Below are 16,774 nucleotides of genomic sequence, written 5' to 3' on the forward strand. Positions count from 1 at the left end.
TCTTTCTGGTTTTGCGGTCGCCGTGCATTCCAGTCGTTCACGCTGAGGTCACGGCGATTGTGGACGCGTTCCCTAGAGGATTTCGCCAAGCCGTGGACGAAATGCCGGATCGAGGTCGTGGAGAACGACGAGCCTGCGTGGCCGAACATGGTCAGGATGAAGATCGGCGCTACAAGCCAAATTGGGCTTCAATTGTCCGTCTGCTCGCGCTTTTGTCCTGAGCGATCGTCTGGCGGTCCAATTCCAAGGTGATAAATTGGAATAACCAAGAGCGGACGACACGGTCGCATGAAGTCGGACAATAAGTCATCAGCAATTGAGAGACGAGGAGCGTCGCGCGATGATGTCGGCTCACCTACCGTGTCGCTGTCGCTGAAGCCGGCGCCGCCTGCGCCCGCGGTGTGCCGCGCATGCCTACGAGCAGTTCCGCCGTTGGCCAGGAATCGGCCGGCAGCCCGAGCCGCAACTGCATCGTTTTGACCGCGATACGGCTCTGCTGGCCGAGCACGCCGTCGACCTTGCCGACGTCGAAACCGGCTTTTACCAGGAGCTGCTGCAGCTCCTTGATCTCATTGAACGGCAGCTGCGCGACCGGGCCGGATGCCTTGCGCATCGGCGCCGCGCCGGCGATGCGGGTCGCGAGGTAGCCGGCCGTCGTCGAATAGATCAGCGAGTTGTTCCATTCGGTATAGGCCGCGAAATTGGCGTAGGCCAGGAACGCCGGGCCGTTGCGGCCCATCGGCAGCAGCACGGAGGCTTCGAGCGCATCGTTCGGCAGCGACCGGCCGTCGGCATAGGTCACGCCGAGGCCGGCCCATTTGCTGCGCGGCGCCTTGACGGTGAGATCGGCCTGCTCCCAGGGGAAGGTCTGGGGCACGCGGATCTCCTCCAGCCAGGGTTCGCCGCGGCGCCATTTCAGCCCGGTCGCGATATAGTTCGCCGTCGAGCCGATCACGTCGGGCGCGCTGCGCAGCAGATCGCGACGGCCGTCGCCGTCATAATCGACGGCATAGGTGACGTAGTGGGTCGGCAGGAACTGAGTCTGGCCGAGCTCGCCGGCCCAGGAGCCGATCATCTCGGACGGCGCGAGGTCGCCGCGGTCGATGACCTTCAACGCGGCGATGGTCTCGTTCTGGAAGCGCTCGCTGCGGCGGCAGTCGTAGGCCAGCGACACCAGCGAGGGCAGCACCGGCAGGTTGCCCATGTTGGCGCCGAAATCGCTCTCCAGGCCCCAGAACGCGGCGATGACCGCCGGGGGCACGCCATACTCCTTCTCGGCGCGCGCGAACGCCGCCGCATGCATCCGGATGTGCTGCTGGCCGTTCTGCATTCGGTAGCTTGCGGCCATGCGGCCGGCGAACTCGGTGAACAGTTGGCCGAACACCCGCTGGCCGCGGTCGCGGTTGACGATGCCCTGGTTGTAGGTGAGGTACGGCGAGGCGGCCGCGATCGCGCTCTGCGACACGCCTTCGGCAATGGCACGCTGCTTCAGCTCGGCGAGAAACCGGTCGAAGCTCTGGCCGTTATGGCAGGCCGCGGCGCGCAAGGAAGGCGCCGGCCTCGGACGCGGTGCGGCCGCTTCCGGCGCCATTTGCGCCGCGGCGCTGACAACCAGCATGAACGAGGTTGCGAGCGCGCTGAAGATGACGCGCAAGGCAGTCGAAGAGCTTCGCATCCGGTCTCACCGATGGCTGTCAGGTCGTTGTCCAGCCATCGATATCCGATGCGGGGGGCGGGAGGGAAGGGGGCAGGGGCGAATGGCGAATGGGGAACGGCAAGAACCCTATTCGCTACTCCCTATTCGCTACTCGCCCTTTCACCCCACCTTCGCCAGCGCCGCCTGGGCCTCGCTCTGGATCCGCTTGAGATGCTCGGCGTCGCGAAAGCTCTCGGCATAGAGCTTGTTGACGTCCTCGGTGCCGGAGGGGCGCGCCGCGAACCAGCCGTAGTCGGTCTCGACCTTGATGCCGCCGAACGACTGGCCGTTGCCCGGAGCCTTCGTATGCACCATGCGGACGGGATCGCCGGCGAGCTCCTTCAGGTTCAGCATTTCCGGCGTCAGGGCCTTCAGCGCCGCCTTTGCCGACGGGCTCGCCGGTACGTCGATGCGCTCATAGACTGGCGCGCCGAGCTCTGCCGTCAGCTCCTTGTAGAGCTCGCTCGGGTCGCGGCCGCGCTTGGCCATGATCTCGGCCGCGAGCAGTCCGAGGATCAGGCCGTCCTTGTCGGTGGTCCACACCGTGCCGTCGCGCTTCAGGAACGACGCGCCCGCGCTCTCCTCGCCGGCGAAGCCGAAGCTGCCGGAGCCGAGGCCCTCGACGAACCATTTGAAGCCGACCGGCGTCTCGACCAGCTTGCGGCCGAGCTTGCGCGCGACGCGGTCGATCATCGAGCTCGATACGATGGTCTTGCCGATCGCGGCATCGGCGCGCCAATCGGGCCGGTGCGCGAACAGATAGGAGATGGCCGTCGCCAGATAGTGGTTCGGATTCATCAGCCCGCCCGAACGCGTGACGATGCCATGGCGGTCGGCGTCGGTGTCGTTGGCAAACGCGACATCGAAGCGCTCGCGCATGCCGATCAGGCTCGCCATCGCGTAGGGCGATGAGCAGTCCATGCGGATCTTGCCGTCCCAGTCCGCGGTCATGAAGCGGAAGGTCGGATCGACGAGCTCGTTCACGATGGTGGCATTGAGGCCGTAGCGCTCGATGATCGGCGCCCAATAGGCGATCGCCGCGCCGCCGAGCGGATCGATGCCGATCTTGATGCCGGCCGCCTTGACGGCGTCGAGATCGACGGTGTTGGCGAGATCGGCGACGTAGGGCGTGATGTAGTCGTAAGCGTGCACCGAGTCGCGCTGCTTGGCATGGCTGTAGCTGATGCGCGACACGCCATCGAGGTCGTTGGCGAGATAGACATTGGCCTGCCGCTCGATCTCGGCGGTCGCGTCGGTGTCGGCGGGACCGCCATGCGGCGGATTGTATTTGTAGCCGCCATCCTCCGGCGGATTGTGCGACGGCGTGATGACGACGCCGTCGGCGAGATGCGCCGTGCGGCCCTTGTTGTAGGAGATGATGGCGTGCGAGATCACCGGTGTCGGCGTGTAGCCGCCGTCCTTGTCGACCATCACCTCGACGCCATTGGCGCCGAACACTTCGAGCGCGCTGGCGAGCGCCGGCTCGGCCAGCGCGTGGGTGTCGATGCCGACGAAGAGGGGGCCGTCGAGACCCTGCTGGCGCCGGTAGTCGCAGAGCGCCTGGCTGGTGGCGAGAATGTGGTTCTCGTTGAAGCCGGTCTTCAACGACGAGCCGCGATGGCCCGACGTGCCGAACGCGACGCGCTGGGTCGGCTGGTGCGGGTCGGGCTTCAGCGCATAATAGGCCGTGATCAGCCGCGGAATGTTGGCGAGCGCGGCATTGGCGATCGGCTTGCCGGCTGCGGGGTCTGTCTTGGCCATGGAGCATCCTTCGCAAGTTCGAGAAACATCTGCGGCGGCGCTTCGTTCCGCCGCGGCGGGCGCAGGGAACGCGGGGCGTCGCGACGAACCTGCCGCAACATGGCGGCGCGCGGTGATCCGATCAACGGAATTCGTGCACGCCCGCCGCGGCGGCGTGAAGCCTATTTCATATCCGCTGAGGGAATGCCGGGTCCTCGCGGTCGAGGCCGGCCAATGCCGCCGCCTTGTGCGCGCGACATTAACCACGCCTCACTGAGTCCGCGCGCCGGGACCGGCGCTTAAGCCTGAGTTTAACCGATGGCCCTTGAAATAGCAGGCCAAAGCAGAGGCGCGTCCCGTGCGCAGGAGAGTCGTCAGGAGCGGAAAAGTGAGAGCGCTTTGTCTCGGCGCGTTGGCCGTCGTTTCAACCTTGGCCCTGGCCGGCTGCAGCCACCAGGTGACGCCGCAGGTGGCCTCGCCTTGCGTCGATCTGAGCGGAAGGCCCTGCGTGGACGGTCCCGTCGCCGACCAGCCGCCGCAATCATTGGAGCCTGCCAAGACGATCCGTAAGCCCGCAGCCGCGGTCGCGCGCCGCGCGGCCCTGCAGCGCAAGCACGCCCACGCCGCAAAGCGCCGGGTTAAGCCGCAAATCGTCACCGCCAAGACGACTGAAAAGCCGATTGAAAAGGCGATTGATAAACCGATCGAAAAGCCGCTCGCGGCGCCGGCGCAAACGCCGCGGCCCGATCCGGTCGCGCCGGCTGACGGCGCGCCCGCGCCGGTGATCAAGACCCCCTCCGCCACGACGGACACGCCGAATCCGGCCAAGGTCCAAAACGACGTCATGGTGGCTGCGGTGACGGTGGCGGCCGAACTGGCCGAGCGGATGACCGCGCTGCGTGTCCCAGAGGGGCCCGCCGACAGTCATCTCGTCGCGGTGCTGCTGGCGCGTCCCACCGTGCGCGGAGTGGGCGATCTCAGCGGCAAGGTGATCGCGATCGACGAGCGCTATGCCAAGTCCAACGCGAAGATCACCGCGGCCATGAATGCGGCCGGTGCGACGGAGGTGCTGCTGCTGGAAGGACAGGCCACCGCGATCACCCGGCTGAACAATGGCGAGGTGAGCGCAGCCGTGGTGGCCCTGGTCTCGCCGGAGGCCGCGGAGGCGTTTCCGAAGATCGCGGGCTTTCGCCGGTTCTCTGTCGTCCTGAAGCCGTAGCTTCAGGACGCTTTGTCACAGGCCGGCTAGGTCGCAGCGGTGCTGCGCGCCGGCCGCGGCAACGCCGCGCCTTTTGCGGCGGCGATGCCCCTGGGAAAGCCGCTGCGGTCGCTGTAGAGGCGCTTGCGGCCGCGTCGCGGATCGTGCTGGCTCTTGACGTCCTGGGCGCACATGTAGTCCAGCGCCGTGATGCCTCCGACCATGACCAGCGCCGCCAGCACGCTGCCCACGCGCGGATTGCTCGGCCTGAGCTCACCGGCCAGCGTCGTCATGTCGAGCCCATCGCCGGCGACGCGGCTCAGCAGGCCGGCCCGCTTCTCCACCGAGAGCGTGGCACGCCGGCGAACAGCTCGCGCACGCCATAGGCGCGCACCAGTCCCTCGCGGCCCTCCATGCCGAGCGCATGGGTGACGCGGTGCGGCGCCAGCAGCTCCAGCGTGCCGAGCGCAATGCTGAACCAGCCGAGCCCGCGGGCCAGTCGATCGGCCGGCGTCAGCGAGCTCGGGCCGGTCGAGATGATCTTGGGGTCGCCTTTCGACCTCACGAGATTCGAGACATGAAACATGCGATGCGATCCCTTATGGCTTCAGCACGACCTTGACGCAGCTGTCCTGCTTGTCGCGGAAGGCGCGGTACATCTCAGGTCTCTGCGCGAGCGGCACGGTGTGGGTGATGACGAAGGACGGATCGATCTGGCCATCCTCGATGCGCTGCACGAGGTCCTCCGTCCAGCGGTTGACGTGGGTCTGGCCGGTGCGGATCGTCAGGCCCTTGTTCATCAGCGCGCCCATCGGCACCATGTCGGACAGTCCGCTATAGACTCCGGGGATCGAGACGATGCCGCCGGGACGGCAGACATAGATGATCTCGCGCAGCACGTGCGGCCGGTCGTTCTCGAGCATGAACATCTGCTTGGCGCGATCGACTACGCTATCGGGCTGCGCCAGGGTGACATGGCTCTCGAAGCCGACGCAATCGATGCACTTCTCCGGGCCCTTGTTGTCGGTCAGCTCGTTCAGCCGTCTGACCACGCTCTCCTTGTCGAATTTGATGGGGATGGCGCCGCTGGCTTCGGCCATCGCCAGCCGCTCCGGAATGCGGTCGATCGCAATCACCTTGGCGGCGCCGAGCAGGATGGCGCTGCGGATCGCCATCTGTCCCACCGGGCCGCAACCCCACACAGCGACGGTATCGTCCGGCTCGATGTCGCATTGCGCGGCCGCCTGCCATCCGGTTGGGAAGATGTCGCTGAGAAACAGCGCCTGCTCGTCCGTCAAGCCGTCGGGAACCTTGATATGCGTGGCGTCGGCGAACGGCACGCGCAGATACTCGGCCTGGCCGCCCGGATAGCCGCCGGTGAGATGCGTGTAGCCGAACAGGCCTGCGGTGGTGTGTCCGAACACCTTCTCGGCAAGGTGCTTGTTGCGGTTGGTGGTCTCACAGACCGAGAAATTGCCGCGTCGGCACTGCTCGCATTCGCCGCAGATGATGGTGAAGGGCACGACGATGCGGTCGCCCTTCTTGAGCTTGCCGTTGACGCCGGAACCGACCTCGACGACCTCGCCCATGGTCTCGTGGCCCATGATGTCGCCGGGCATCATCGCCGGGATGTAGTTGTGGAACAGATGCAGGTCGGAGCCGCAGATCGCGCAGCTCGTCACCTTGATGATGGCATCCCTGTCATGCTCGATCTCGGGATCGCTCACCGTGTCGCAGCGAATGTCCTCTTTGCCATGCCAAACCAGCGCCTTCATACAGTCCTCCGGGCAGAATGTTGCGGAGGCAAGTCGAAGGGCGCGGCGATGGTTGCTATCGAAGGCGCAATTTTCGGAGGTGGCGAGGCGTCCGCTCGGAGCCCGGCTCAGGCCGACTTGGCGGCCTTCTTCGCCGTGGCCCTCGCAGGAGCCTTCCTGGCCGCCTTGCGAGCTTGCGGCTTGGCTGCCGCGGCGTCGGCCTTTTTCTCCGGAGGCTTGGACTCCGCCTTCCTGGGCAGCTCCGCGGCGGCGGCCTGGCGCATCGCGCGGGCGTAGCTGTCGGCGACGTTGTCGGCGGAGATCAGGAGCCGTCGGGCGGCGGCATTGGCCTGCTCGACCGCCTCGCGAGCGAGCAGCTTGAAGCGCTCCTTGGCGTCCTTGTCCTTGGCCTTGACGGCCATGCCGTTGAAGCGGTCCCTGCGCTTCTTCGCCGCCGCCAGAATGGCCTTGTTCTGCTGCTTGGCCAGTTGCCGGATCACGGCATCAAGATCGGCATCCGCCATCGTCGTCCTCAACTCCCCCAGAGAATCAGCGCGCCCCGGCGCTGCAAACCGCGCGGACTATGCAATCGGCGCAGCCGCTTTGCAATCGGGGTACCAGAGGAGGGGTGCCGCGCAGATCAGGGGGCGGCGGGCGGATGAGACCCGTCCGGCATTCCGTGTTGGGCCCGCCAAAAGCACTGTCCGCATGGCAGTCATGTCACTCTGAGTGGTGCATCGACACCGCCGGAAGGCCGCTTACGACAATCGGAAACGCAACGTAACCAATTCTCGGCAATTCCATCAATTCCAATGCAACGCTTGATCCGCAACATTCCCGGCAACATCACCGTGTTCGTTGGAGTGTGGCCGTGCTGGCCGGAAATAGATACCTCAGGCTATTGTCGCGTTTCCGTCGCGACCAGAGCGGCAACATCGCGATCATCTTCGCGCTTGCTTTGCTCCCGATCCTCGCCTTCGTCGGCTCGGCGATCGACTATTCGATGGCCGTGCGCGCCAAGGCGAAGCTGTCGGCTTCGATCGACGCCGCGATGCTGGCTGCGACCGGCTACACCGCCATGCGCGGCGCCGCGTCGGACGCCAAGACGGCGGCGACCAACATGTTCAACGGCCAGATGGCGGCGCACAATCTGGCGGCGGACTCGCTGAACATCGATATCAGCGATAGCGTCACCGCGCGGACCGTGACCGGCAGCGCCACCGTGGTGGTCAAGACGGCCTTCATGCACATGTTCGGCTACCCGACCATGACGGTCTCGGCCTCGTCGTCGGCTTCGGCCTCGTTCCCGACCTACATGGACTTTTACGTTCTGCTCGACAACTCGCCGTCGCAGGGCCTCGGCGCAACCACGGCCGACATGACGACGCTGCAGAATGCGACGTCCGACAAGTGCGCCTTCGCCTGCCACGACACCTATACGTCGAGCTCGAAGAAGACGCTGCAGACCAACAGCTATTATTCCATCGCCAAGAAGAAGGGCGTGACGATGCGCATCGACGTCGTCCGGAGCGCGACGCAGTCGCTCACGGACACGGCGACCGCCAGCCAGGTCGTCAGCAACCAGTACCGCATGGCGGTCTACAGCCTGGGCAGCGACTGCGGCTCGCTCGGCCTCACGACCATCGCCAGCCTGTCCTCGAGCATGTCCTCGGTGAAATCGTCGGTCGGTTCGCTCGACCTGATGACGATCCCCTACAGCGGCTACAACAACGACATGTGCAGCGATTTCGACGGTGCGATGTCCGCGATGAACGGCGTCATCCCGACCCAGGGCGATGGCTCGTCGACCAAGCCGCAGAAATGGCTGTTCTTCGTCTCCGACGGCGTCGCCGACTATTCCTATCCGACCACCTGCAGCAAGACAGTTCTCTCGGGCGGCCGCTGCCAGGAACCGCTGAACACGACGACCTGTGATGCGTTGAAGGCTCGTGGCATCAAGATCGCCGTGCTCTACACCACCTATCTCGCGATCACCAACAACAGCTGGTACACGACCTATATCGCGCCATGGCGGGATTCGATCAGCGGCATCATGAAATCGTGCGCCAGCCCGGGCTACTACTACGAGGTCGATTCGAGCGGCAGCATCGGCGCAGCGCTCACCGCGCTGTTCCAGCAGGCGATCGCATCGGCGCATCTGACCAAATAGGGCAGGTCGTCCAGGCGCTCATGCGGGAAGTGCGACGAGCAGCTCCAGCGTCGCGCCATCCCTGAGGACGGCCAGGATCTCACGGCGCGACAGGAAGCGGATCGCCTGCGTGAACGAGCCGGCCCCCGCGATCCGCGCTTTGGCGGTGGCGAGGTCGACGTCGATGTCGCCCGGCTCGCGCCGCTGTGGCGCGGGCAGGGCATCGATATGCTGTCGCCGCAGCTCGGCATTCCGCTGCAGCGCGACCAGCGCGGCCTCGCGGCGGGGCTCGGGCTCATCGGCAAGCTCCCGCGCCCGGATCAGCACGCGCGGCGGCGTCCGGTCCTCGGGCGTCACGAACAGGGCGGTGCCGGTGCTGCGGCCGCCCGTCAGAAGTCCGATCGGAATCGACAGCACGAGGCCGGCAATGACCGGCGACATCCAGGCGAGCAGAGGCAGCGACACCGCATAGGCGCTGGCAGCCATTGCGAGGCCGCACAGGGTGGGCAGCGCGAACTTTCGATAGATCTCCTGCCGGCTCACGCCGCCGTCGCTGCGGCGCTGTACCTGCCAGCCGGCGTCGCGTCCCAGCAGGATCTCGATCACCGCGACCGACTGGAAGATCATCATCGAGGGCGCGATCAGCGCAGCCAGCACGGTCTCCGCCAGCACGGCGGCGCAGAGGCGCGGCCCGCCGCCGAAGCCGCGGCGCCGCGCCGGCGTGAACAAGGTCGCGAAGCAGGCGAGCAGCTTCGGCACCATCAGCAGCCCGAGCGTCGCCGCAAAGACCTGGGCCGCAAGCACCGGATCCTGGGCCGGCCAGGTCGGAAACAGCGCAAAGCCCTTCGGGAAGTATTCCGGCCGGACGAAATTGGCCTGCAGCGAAATCAGGATGCCGAGCACGAGGAAGGCGAACCACAGCGGCGCGGTGATGTAGGCGCCGATGCCGATCAGCAGGTGCAGCCGCGATACCCAATGCAGGCCGCGCGCCGGCAGCACCGCCAAATGCTGCAGATTGCCCTGGCACCAGCGCCGGTCGCGCGCGGCATGGTCGATCAGCGATGGCGGGACTTCCTCGAAGCTGCCGTCGAGGTCGACCGTCATGTAGATGCCCCAGCCGGCGCGGCGCATCAGCGCGGCTTCTATGAAGTCGTGGCTGAGAATATGCCCGCCGAACGGCTTGCGGCCGCGCAACTCCGGCAGGGCCGCGTCCTGCGCGAACGCCGCGACGCGAATGATGGCGTTGTGGCCCCAATAGTTGCCTTCGGCGCCGTACCACCAGGCATTGCCGGCGGCGATGACCGGCCCGTAGAGTCGGCCGGCGAACTGCTGAAGGCGAGCGAAGAGACTGGTGCCGTTGACGATCACGGGCAGGGTCTGGATCAGCGCCGCTTCCGGGGCGTGCTCCATCGCATGCGCCAGCCGCACCACGGTCGGGCCGCTCATCAGGCTGTCGGCGTCGAGGATGATCATGTGATCATAAGCCGCGCCGAAGCGCCGCACCCATTCGGCGATGTTGCCCGCCTTGCGGGCGACATTGTCGGCGCGGTGCCGGTAGAACACGCGATCGGTGCCGCAGGCCTCGCGCAGCGCCAGAAATGCGGCTTCCTCGCCGATCCAGATGTCGGGATCGGTGGTGTCGCTCAGCAGAAACCAGTCGAAGTGCTCGGCCTGACCGGTCTCGGCGACGGATTCGATCATGGCCCGCAGCCGCACCATCACCGCATGCGGATCCTCGTTGTAGGTCGGCAGCAGCATCGCCGTGCGGCTTGCGAGATCGGGCAGAGGGCCGTCGATGTCGATCGCGATCGTATCGCGCCGCCGCCCCAGCAAGGCATAGAAGCCGGCCAGCGCGCACACGAAGGCGAAGGCGATCCACGCAAGCAGGATCGAGAACAGCACCAGCACCATGCCTTCCAGCACGGTCACCCCGCCGACCTCGACCACTTCGTACATCTTGTAGCAGCCGGCCAACGTCAATGCGGCCGTGCCGGCGAAGATCAGCGCGCGCCGCAACGCGATGCGTGGCCCGTTCGTGATCGCCTGTTGCGCCGCCGGAACGTGATGCAGCGGCGACGGCTCCATCGCGAGCGGCGCTTCTGCGGGAAGGAAGCTGTTGATCGCCGCGCGATGAGGCGCGCGCATCTGCCTTGAGGTTACGGCGTCCATCGATAGATCCAGCTCTCGGAGACGAGCTTGTCATTGGCGGTCAGCTCGGCGCGCAGCTCGACCGGTGCGCCATTCACGGCACATTGGAAGCTCAGCCGCCATCCGCCCGTCTCGGGGTTGGGCTGCGTGACGATGTTGGTCACCTCCGCTTTGTCGGCGCTGACCACGCCTTTGACCTGGCCCGGATCGAGTTCCTTCAAGGCGTCTCCCTCGAGCTCGAGCACGAACAGCCGTCCTTCGCCGTGAACGCCGACGCCGGTGCGAGTGACGCGCGCGAGCGCATGCGGCTTCGGCGCATCCTGGCCCCAATGCAGGCGGTAGGTCATGTTGTGCTCGCCCTTGGCGGCGAGCGGCGCCTTCGGTCGCCAGAATGCGGCGATGTTGTCGTGGATCTCCTGCTTGGTCGGAATCTCGAACAACACCACCGCGCCTTCACCCCAGTCACCGATCGGCTCGATCCACAGGCTCGGCCGCCGTTCGAAATGCGATTCCAGATCCTGGTAGGCGGCGTATTTTCGCTCCCGCTGCATCAAGCCGAAGCCGCGCGGGTTGAGATCGTTGAACACGCTGACCTGCAGGTCTCGCGGATTGCTCAGGGGGCGCCACAACTGCTCGCCCTTGCCGTTGAACATCGCCAGCCCGTCGGAATCGTGCACGGCGGGGCGGAAGTCGTCGACGTCGTTGCGGTCGTTGGGTCCGAAGAAGAACATGCTGGTCATCGGCGCGAGCCCGGCGTGAGCGATCTCGACGCGCGGATACAGCGAGGCCTCGACGTCGAACACGGTCGTCTCGCCGGGACGGATGGTGAACCGGTAGGAGCCGGTGGCGCTCTTGCTGTCGAGCAGCGCGTGCACCACCATCGCGGTGGCGCCGCCCGTCGGCTTCTCCAGCCAGAACGCCTTGAACACCGGAAATTCCTCGCCCTTGGCCTCGCCGGTGTCGATCGACAGCCCTCGCGCGGAGAGCCCGTAGATCTCGCCCTTGGCGACCGCGCGAAAATAGCTCGCGCCAAGAAACACACAGACCTCGTCGTAGTAGTCCGGCCGGTTCATCGGCGCGTGGATGCGGAAGCCGGCAAAGCCGAGATCGGCGGCCGGGAACGCCGCGACCTGCTGACCGAATGCAAAGTCCTCCGGACGATAGGCCACGGGCTTGGCCTGCCCGTCGGCAATCTCGTAGATGTCGACCCGGTCCTTGTAGATGGAGCCGCGGTGGAAGAACTGCGCCTGGAACGGCAGGTTATCGCCGCGCCACAGCGCATGGTCCGGCAGGAAGCGGATCGAGCGATAGGCGTCGTAGTCGAGCTTGGCCAGCGCGTCCGGCAGCTTGTCGTCCGGCGCAGCGTAGGGCTTGGCCGCGAGATTGCGCGCGAGGTCGCGGACAGTGGCTGCACTGAACGGCTGCGCCGCTGCCGACGCACTCCGCGCCAGCGATGCGGCGACCGGGATCGCAGCCGCAGATTGAATGAACTGACGACGATTCAACTTATTCTCGCTTTGCTGCATGGAACTGCGGAGCAACATTTCTGAAGGCGTCGGGTTCCATCGGGAAGCGCGACCCTTCAGCCCGAACAATCGATCGTCGTGTCCGAACGGCACATGAACGACGATCATGACGCCGCTGACCGGTCGTTGCTCGCACGGCTCTATATTGGCAAAGGCGAGGGGGGAGGCTTCAACGTCGGACGAGTCCGATCCGACCTGGTCGACGGTCGATCGGCAAGGCGTCAGCCGATCTGGAACGCAACCATACGCGCAGGCCCGTCACTTCCGGACACTCCGCCGTCCCTTCAGGTGCGATGAGCCAGTCTCCCAAGCCGCTGCTCCCTTCGATCCTGTCGCAGCGATAGCCGGGATGGTTGCTAAGGCCACGGTCGATCAACACGTCGACCTTCCCTTCGACCAACTCATGCAAGCCGGCCGGCTGCACGACCCGCAATCCGATGTCGGGATGTGTGCCGCGGAAATGCTCCAGCGCGAGGCGACGCAAATCGAAGCCGTCGTGGACGCCCAGTTGCAGCAGCACCGCGCATCGGGGTTTGAGCTGCGAGGTCGCATCTGCGATGCGGCGAAAGCCGTCGGAGATCCCGACCAGATAGGACTTTCCCTCCGCCGTCAGGACGAGTTGCTTGTGCAGCCGCTCGAACAGACGCACCCCGAGGCGCAGTTCGAGGGCCTTCACGTGCTGCCCGATAGCGGCGGGCGTCACATGCAGCTCATGCGCAGCCAGCTTGAAGCTGAGATGTCGCGCCGCAGCTTCGAAGGCTCGGAGCGCGTTCAGGGGAGGGAGGCTGTAGGTCATCGTCAGGCACTCTGGCACGGCAGGTCCGTAGGCCTGCAATAGATTTTCTTTCGCTGAGCCGCAGAAACTCTGCTTTGAGGCCCGCGGATGGTCGCGGGTAGGGTTGCTTGCTCAACGTGCTGGCCGGACAGGTCCGGCAACGAAGGAGGTTCGATGTCCGATATCCATCTCTTCTACCAGACGCACATCGGCGCCATGCAGGACGCCATGCGCCAGCGCCTCGACCTTGCCGGTCCCTTCCTGAGCCAGCGGGCTGAGCTGTCTGACATCGATGCAATCAGGACCGACGTCCTGAAGGAGTTCGACGTCGTGCTCAACCAGCTTCCATATGTCGGAGGCGCCGCAAGCCGCATGACCGCGTTCTTCATGCAGCTCATCGGCTTCATGGCCATGAGCCGTGTGCTCCGGCGACACGGCTTGCCATCCGCCGTGATCGGCGACATCGAACGAGAGGTCCACAAGGCGCAGCTGCTCACGGAGCCTGAAGCGCAGCGTCTCGAAGCGGGCCGCCGATTCATGTCGCCCGAGAACCGGAGCTTCTTGCGTCAACAGGCGGCGTTGAGTACATCGGAAAGCCATCGGCGCGAATTTCCTGACGACTTCGTCTACGACGTCGTCGAGCCCGGCCCGAGTGACACCTTCGAATTCGGCATCGACTACAAGGCTTGCGGCTTCTGCAAATTCGCCGCTCGTCATGGTGACAAGGACATCCTGCCGAACATCTGCGGGCTGGACGTCGACGCCTATGCGACGCGCGGCGTCCGGCTCGAGCGGACGCAGACGCTGGCCGGTGGCGCAAGCCACTGCAACTTCCGCTTCTCGCGGCTGGCCTCGGATTAGGTCGGATCATTCTTGGCAACGCGAGGTTCTTCCAAACGAAAGCTCTCTTAGCGATTGCAGTTCGTAGGGTGGGCAAAGGCGCGCATGCGGCGCTGTCTGCATCTGGCGCTGCTCTCTGCGCGCCGCGCCCAAATGACGTGGATAGATGGGGCTAAAAACCCGGTGTCAGTCCGGGGCGCGCGAAGCGCGAGCCCGGAATCAGGGCCGCAGGCGGTGTCGTTGGATGGATTCCTGGTTTGCGCTTCGCGCGCCCCGGAATGACGGAGGAGAGAGCCGTGGTCTCAAAGCTCCCTCGCATTGCTGAACGCGAACGAGCTGACGCGCCGCGTCGTCTCATCCAGGATCAGCGTCCGCGTGATCGGCGGCTCGGCGCGCTGGGCGCAGTTCTCCCGCTCGCACAGCCGGCAGTTGACGCCGATCGGAGTGCCCTCTGTTTTCTCCAGATCGATGCCGGCGGCATAGACCAGGCGCGATGCGTGCCTGATCTCGCAGCCGAGGCCGATCGCGAAGCGTGGCTGCGGCAGCGGATGCGGCGCGACCGGGCGGCGGACCATCTGGGCGATCGAGAAATAGCGCGAACCGTCCGGCAGCTCGATGATCTGCTTCAGGAGGCGGTCGGGAGTGTCGAAGGTCGAATGCACGTTCCACAGCGGGCAGGTGCCGCCGAACTTGGAGAACGGGAAGGTGCCCGACGAGAAGCGCTTGGAGACGTTGCCGGCATTGTCGACGCGCAGCATGAAGAAGGGAATGCCGCGGGCATTGGGGCGCGACAGCGTGGTCAAGCGGTGGCAGACCTGCTCGAAGCCGGTGTTGAAGCGCTGCGCCAGCACGTTGATGTCGTAGTTCAGCGCTTCGGCCGCGGCGAGGAAGGCGGGGTAAGGCATCATGACGGCGGCGGCGAAGTAGCTCGCCAAGGTCATGCGATAGAGTCGGCGCGAGGTGTCGTCGAGCGCACCCGCGCGCCCGAGGATCACCTCGAACTGCGGCAGGCATTCGGCCATGCCGAGCTGGACCGCGAGCTGAAAGGTGCGGCCCGGCCCGTCGACCAGCTCGGAAACCAGGAGCTGGCGGCGATGACGGTCGTAGCGGCGCAGCGTTTCGCGCATCACGTCGACCGGCATGACGCGGGTCTGCACCGAATGTTTTTCGCGCAGCCGCGCCGCGAGCGCCGCATAGAGCCCCTCGGCCGGCACGTCGAGCGCGTCGCGCAGGCTTTCGGCCTGCTGCTCGAGCTCGGCGAAATAGTTGCGGTTGGCTTCGATCAGGTCGCGCACGCGCTCGATCGGGTTGGCCTCGAAACGGGCGCCCTCGTTGCGGTCGGCCATCTGCGCCGCCACCAGGGTCTCGCCGCGGCGCGCCTCGGTGTAGGCCGCGTACAGCCGCTGCAGCGCGTGGGTGACGCCGGGGCAGAGCTCGGCGAGATCGCGCAGCTCCTGCTTGGGCAGCTCGATCTGGCGGAACAGCGGATCGGAGAAGATCTCGTTGAGCTCGGCGAAGAAGCGGTCCTCGTCGGCGCTGGCGAGGTCGCGCAGGTCGAGGTCGTAGGTTTCGGCCAGCCGCAGCAGGATCTGGGCAGAGACCGGGCGCTGGTTGCGCTCGATCAGGTTGACATAGCTCGGCGAGATCCCGAGGCCCTCGGCGAGCTGGGTCTGCGACAGCCCCAATTGCTGGCGGATGCGCCTGAAGCGCGGGCCGACGAACAGCTTCTTTCCGGATTCGCCGGGCATCGCGATCCCCCTTCGGGCCGGCCGGCCCGCCTTTGTGACAAAATTTACAAAATAACATTTATGACAAGTGATGATGTTACATGACATCACCATTCGAAAACAAGGGCTCTATACGAAACAGCCGGACTCGCGTTTATCTCCTGTCACGCAATTCGCAATGCACTGTCAAAATTGTGACGGTTGAAGGAGAGTCTCATGAGCAGCAATTTCTGGGTGATCGGCGGCGAGTTCGGCTCGATGAATTTCCACAAGCTGGTGGAAGGCTCGGCCCAGGTGAAGGGTCCGTTCAAGTCGCGCAAGGAAGCCGAGGATTGCTGGCGCGAGGTGTCCGAGGAGAACCGCCACAAGGCTGGCGTGCGGTTCTCGATCGTCGAGGAACCGCAGCGCGCTCCGGCCGCCTGACGCGGCCGCGCAAGGAATGCATTGCCGGGTATTTCAATAAGCTCAAGGAAGAGCCCAAGGACGGGGCGGTCTCAGCCGGATCACATCGGCGGGGGCCGCCCACGTCCTTTTCGTGGTTACGACGGCGTGCTTATAACCCATTGAAGATGAAAGGGGATTGCAGAATACTGGGTTACTGCTAGGTTTACGCGGTGGGAACCTGGCGAAACCAGGGCCGAACCGTGAAAGCGTGAGCGATGTCCGAGGCCGCCGATAGCAGCACAGACTCCCGCCCCGTGCGTCTGCGCGAAGCGCTGCGCCAGGCCCGGATCGAGGCCGCGGACCGAACGGGCGTGGTGGTCGACCTGCGCGACGCCGAGGTGGCTCGGCTGGAGATCCTCAACGACGCGCTCGACCCCCTGTTCGCAGAGATCCCGAGCCAGCTCGATCTGTTCGACCGTGGCATCAGCCAGGGCGAGACGCCGCGGCTGTGGATCGACGTCGTCGCCCATGTCGTGATGGGGCGTGACAAGCGGCAGTATCGCTTCGTGCAGGACACCCGCAACGGCCGCATCGTGCTCGTCGAGTCGCACGACATCGGTGCGATCGTGAAAGCCGTCACCGACTACGTCGCCCGCCGCATGGTCGAGCGCGAGCGTGCCTTCAGCGTCGCCCGGGCTCAGGCGAAGGAGACCAGCGAGGCGCCGCGGCGGCGCGGCGGGTTCTGGCCGTTCGTGCTCGGCTTCGTGCTTGGCGCGCTGTCGCTGTTCGGGGTCGCGTTCTATGCGAGCCTGCAGCAGATCTGAGGACTTGGCCGCG

13 protein-coding genes and 1 pseudogene are annotated in these 16,774 nt (G+C 65.7%); 5 read left to right on the forward strand and 9 right to left on the reverse strand.

What is annotated here, in order from left to right:
* Window positions 1–355: 355 nt before the first annotated feature.
* Together QX121_RS09870 and pgm are read right to left on the reverse strand one after the other, a co-directional pair.
* A complete protein-coding gene (locus QX121_RS09870) occupies window positions 356–1,591 on the reverse strand; it encodes a lytic murein transglycosylase (RefSeq protein ID WP_315811850.1) in 1,236 nt (411 codons plus the stop codon).
* A gap of 225 nt (window positions 1,592–1,816) precedes the next feature.
* Complete coding sequence (gene pgm / locus QX121_RS09875) at window positions 1,817–3,457, reverse strand: phosphoglucomutase (alpha-D-glucose-1,6-bisphosphate-dependent) (protein ID WP_315811802.1); 1,641 nt, start codon at window positions 3,455–3,457, stop codon at window positions 1,817–1,819.
* A gap of 487 nt (window positions 3,458–3,944) precedes the next feature.
* Between pgm and QX121_RS09880 the strand changes: the two genes are divergently transcribed.
* Complete coding sequence (locus QX121_RS09880) at window positions 3,945–4,655, forward strand: hypothetical protein (RefSeq protein ID WP_315811803.1); 711 nt, start codon at window positions 3,945–3,947, stop codon at window positions 4,653–4,655.
* Window positions 4,656–4,681: 26 nt separating this feature from the next.
* Here QX121_RS09880 and QX121_RS09885 read toward each other — a convergent pair.
* The 3 genes and pseudogenes from QX121_RS09885 to QX121_RS09895 all read right to left on the reverse strand — a co-directional run bounded on the left by QX121_RS09885 (window position 4,682) and on the right by QX121_RS09895 (window position 6,912).
* Window positions 4,682–5,220: pseudogene (locus QX121_RS09885) on the reverse strand (hypothetical protein).
* 13 nt (window positions 5,221–5,233) lie between these two features.
* On the reverse strand, window positions 5,234–6,409 hold the full coding sequence (locus QX121_RS09890; protein ID WP_315811804.1) for a zinc-dependent alcohol dehydrogenase: 1,176 nt from the start codon (window positions 6,407–6,409) through the stop codon (window positions 5,234–5,236).
* 107 nt (window positions 6,410–6,516) lie between these two features.
* A complete protein-coding gene (locus QX121_RS09895) occupies window positions 6,517–6,912 on the reverse strand; it encodes a hypothetical protein (RefSeq protein WP_315776125.1) in 396 nt (131 codons plus the stop codon).
* A gap of 347 nt (window positions 6,913–7,259) precedes the next feature.
* On the opposite strand from QX121_RS09895, the gene QX121_RS09900 reads away from it, so the two are divergent.
* Window positions 7,260–8,558, forward strand: coding sequence for a TadE/TadG family type IV pilus assembly protein (locus QX121_RS09900; RefSeq protein ID WP_315738376.1), 1,299 nt, complete (start codon window positions 7,260–7,262; stop codon window positions 8,556–8,558).
* A gap of 18 nt (window positions 8,559–8,576) precedes the next feature.
* On the opposite strand, the gene mdoH is transcribed toward QX121_RS09900, so the two are convergent.
* The 3 genes from mdoH to QX121_RS09915 form a co-directional block, all read right to left on the reverse strand.
* Window positions 8,577–10,706: a glucans biosynthesis glucosyltransferase MdoH gene (gene mdoH / locus QX121_RS09905; protein WP_315811805.1), complete on the reverse strand. Its 2,130-nt coding sequence runs from the start codon at window positions 10,704–10,706 to the stop codon at window positions 8,577–8,579.
* Window positions 10,694–12,190 (reverse strand): glucan biosynthesis protein G, encoded by a 1,497-nt coding sequence (locus tag QX121_RS09910; protein ID WP_315811806.1) that lies wholly within the window; start codon window positions 12,188–12,190, stop codon window positions 10,694–10,696. Before QX121_RS09910 ends, mdoH begins: the two co-directional genes overlap by 13 nt.
* A gap of 190 nt (window positions 12,191–12,380) precedes the next feature.
* Entirely contained in the window at window positions 12,381–13,007 is a 627-nt protein-coding gene (locus QX121_RS09915) for a LysR family transcriptional regulator (protein WP_315811807.1), read from the reverse strand.
* Window positions 13,008–13,160: 153 nt separating this feature from the next.
* On the opposite strand from QX121_RS09915, the gene QX121_RS09920 reads away from it, so the two are divergent.
* The gene (locus tag QX121_RS09920) at window positions 13,161–13,847 is read left to right on the forward strand and encodes an L-2-amino-thiazoline-4-carboxylic acid hydrolase (RefSeq protein WP_315811808.1); all 687 of its coding nucleotides are present in this window, start codon (window positions 13,161–13,163) and stop codon (window positions 13,845–13,847) included.
* Window positions 13,848–14,128: 281 nt separating this feature from the next.
* Here QX121_RS09920 and QX121_RS09925 read toward each other — a convergent pair whose 3' ends face one another.
* Window positions 14,129–15,574, reverse strand: a complete 1,446-nt coding sequence (locus QX121_RS09925; RefSeq protein WP_315811809.1) for a short-chain fatty acyl-CoA regulator family protein — start codon at window positions 15,572–15,574, stop codon at window positions 14,129–14,131.
* Between the two features lie 195 nt (window positions 15,575–15,769).
* Here QX121_RS09925 and QX121_RS09930 point away from each other — a divergent pair, with 195 nt between their 5' ends.
* Entirely contained in the window at window positions 15,770–15,976 is a 207-nt protein-coding gene (locus QX121_RS09930; protein ID WP_315717315.1) for a hypothetical protein, read from the forward strand.
* Window positions 15,977–16,212: 236 nt separating this feature from the next.
* Window positions 16,213–16,761 carry a hypothetical protein gene (locus QX121_RS09935; protein WP_315738370.1) on the forward strand — a complete coding sequence of 183 codons (549 nt, stop codon included), beginning with the start codon at window positions 16,213–16,215 and terminating at the stop codon, window positions 16,759–16,761.
* The last annotated feature ends 13 nt before the right edge of the window (window positions 16,762–16,774 follow it).

It is taken from the genome of Bradyrhizobium sp. SZCCHNR2028, assembly GCF_032380995.1.
In the GTDB taxonomy this organism is placed as follows: domain Bacteria; phylum Pseudomonadota; class Alphaproteobacteria; order Rhizobiales; family Xanthobacteraceae; genus Bradyrhizobium.